The following is a 2,417-nucleotide window of genomic DNA, read 5'->3' as shown; positions in this document are numbered from 1 at the left end:
CGGCATTGCTGTTTATCACATAGGCGTTGTTGTTTATCTTTAATGCAAACGCCGCCAAGTTGGGTTTCACAACTGGTCGATTGAATGCTGCAATCTGCGAGGGTGGTGCAGGTATTGGGAAAGGCACATTGATAGGTGGTTTGTTCTTTCCAGCAATCCAATGTCACGGCTATCCCATTAATCATGCGCGTTTCTTTACCTTCTACGCATTGAGATTGGACTTGTTGGCACTCAGGAAGAACAGCACCACAGCTGTTGTTGTAACCGACTTCAACATGCGTTTCAGTGGTGATGATAGTGATGGGTAAATTCTGTAACTCAATTTTAAAGTAAAAATCCCAATTTGCACTTATATGAACCGCTAATGGGGATGCTTTAATATCATAATTTTCTGTGGTTAATGAACTGTTTACACTCATTGCGCAAGGTTGATTAGCAACACATGTACCAGGGGCTCTCTCTGTTAGAACATGTCCTATAAACGTACCATTTAATGCAATTGATAATTCGGCATCAATGGCTATAGAACGATACTCACCTTTAAATTGAACACGGACGATCTTAACATTAGGGTTTGGTAATTTAATGTCAATAGTAAACGGTGGTGTGCCAGTTAAGCTGTATGAATGCGCCACTTCCTTAACCGATGTGCTTTTGACAAAGGGTGTTAGGTAGCATTGCACCGGATTATTGGTGGGCAACGTGCAAGAACGTGGCTGAGAATCGACTTCACAAACGAGCCCTTTTTCACAGTCATGATATTTAGATGAAATGCCATGGCTGATATTGTAAGCATCATTTTGATAGCCAACGGCGGTATGGTATGCCGGATCGTTTTCATCAATCGTCGGGCGGCCATTATTAAAGCCACTCGTCACGGCTTGGGCTTGGCCATCCGTGCTCATGCCTTGCATTTTGGCACTGTCCATGGCGCTTGGGTTGTTGTAGTAACGGCTTTCGCTCGGGTTAGCGACTTCTTGCTGACATGTCGCATCTTTGCATAGGCTGTTAACGTCAAAACCGGTGTAACCCGCTTTGTTCTGATTCTGCTTGATACTGTCTTTGGCCCACTGCACATTGTTGCGGTAATCCTTTTCGCTGTTGGCCGCCATAACAGGCAAGGCGGCGCTCAATGTGAGGATGGCACTGAGGATTAAGGCATTATTCAACTGAGTCATTTCGCCCCCTTTGCTAATGTCTTCGCTGCCACATCGGGAATGCTGCCGTGTTGTGCAAGTAAGTTCAGCGCGTCATACAACGAAACGTTGCCGTAAATCACGTCAAAGTCATCGGTACTGCAGGGCTGTTTTGCCTGACATTTGTTGGGTCTTACAGCAACAAAGGCGGGTACTTGGGTAATGCCGAATTGCGTAAACCACTGGGGATTAATCGCAAAACCGCTCTGTATGGTTTTACCCTTGTTATCGATAAGGTGATTCATCTGTTTAACGGTGGCGGTAAAGCCTTGAGGCAGTACACCGCGCACAATGAGTGGCACCTGTAAGTCTGCGCTTTGCATGAGTAACTGCTGCAAACTGGTCGCAGGCATACCCAACGACACAAATACCATCACACCATTAGCATCGGCGCTGGGGTTGGGTTTTGCATCGAGCAATGGTGATAGTGCGTTGTCTAATTGGCCTTTGCTTTGCGCTTCGAACTGACGGGCTTTATCAAACAGCGCGGCTTGGTCTATGTTCAATGGGGGTAATGTGTGACGTTCTCGCATCGACAGCGCTTTTAATTCGTCAATACTGTAATCCGTTTGGGCGAACACCTGTGAAATTGATCCAAGGCACCATAAGCTCACGAGCAGGGCTAAGCCTTTAAATGAATGTGAAAATAGGCTGTTATCCACAATTTTTGTGCATAACGCGGTATATGTTGTTGGTAATTTGGTCTCAAACTTTTTCATCGAAAATCCCTCTCCTTATTGGTCACAAAAACACGCAATTGCGTTTTTTGAAGTTGATAAAGCCAAAGTTGTCACCCGACACAGGGTTATCGTGGCCACTTTCCCAGATCACCGTTGTCGTGGTGTAAGGGTGCGCCCATAGCGCATCGGGTATGGTGTTGGTCATTTGATAGCGATAGCGGGATTTGGGCATGAGGGGCATCGGCGTTTGATAGCAAATCGCGCCGTCTTCACCGTGGGATTCCCATACGATGCCTTGGCGATGCAATTTGTAGTTCAGGCGCTCTAAAATCAACGTACCCGCCTGAATTGGCGTGTCGCGGTAATTGGTGGTGCCAGTCAGGGGGTAAGCACTGCCTTGTGAGCCCATACACCAAAACAGAAAATCAAAGGGCAACACACTGTTGGTCGAAGTGGCCACGGCTTCGGTGGCACAAGCGAGTTGTGACACGATATTGCCAAATAAAATGGCTTCGGGATTGAGAATAAAAGACAACTCATC

3 protein-coding genes are annotated in these 2,417 nt (G+C 46.6%); all 3 read right to left on the bottom strand.

All coding sequences use genetic code 11. The features are described from left to right. Window positions 1-1,178: conjugal transfer protein TraN (gene traN, locus NE536_RS22625; protein ID WP_261274098.1), on the bottom strand; the 1,178-nt coding region annotated here is incomplete at its 3' end. Then, a complete protein-coding gene (gene trbC / locus NE536_RS22620; RefSeq protein ID WP_261274097.1) occupies window positions 1,175-1,915 on the bottom strand; it encodes a type-F conjugative transfer system pilin assembly protein TrbC in 741 nt (246 codons plus the stop codon). The genes traN and trbC, both read right to left, overlap by 4 nt. A gap of 22 nt (window positions 1,916-1,937) precedes the next feature. After that, on the bottom strand, window positions 1,938-2,417 hold a 480-nt coding region (locus NE536_RS22615), incomplete at its 5' end, for a TraU family protein (protein WP_261274096.1).

The sequence above is a fragment of the Shewanella septentrionalis genome (assembly GCF_025370265.1).
Classification (GTDB): Bacteria; Pseudomonadota; Gammaproteobacteria; order Enterobacterales; family Shewanellaceae; genus Shewanella; species Shewanella hafniensis.
This window is presented reverse-complemented; position numbering and strand designations above follow the sequence as displayed.

Bases quoted from the DNA above. Each gene is read 5' to 3' on its own strand.
- trbC (WP_261274097.1), bottom strand. From the start codon at position 1,915: ATGAAAAAGTTTGAGACCAAATTACCAACAACATATACCGCGTTATGC.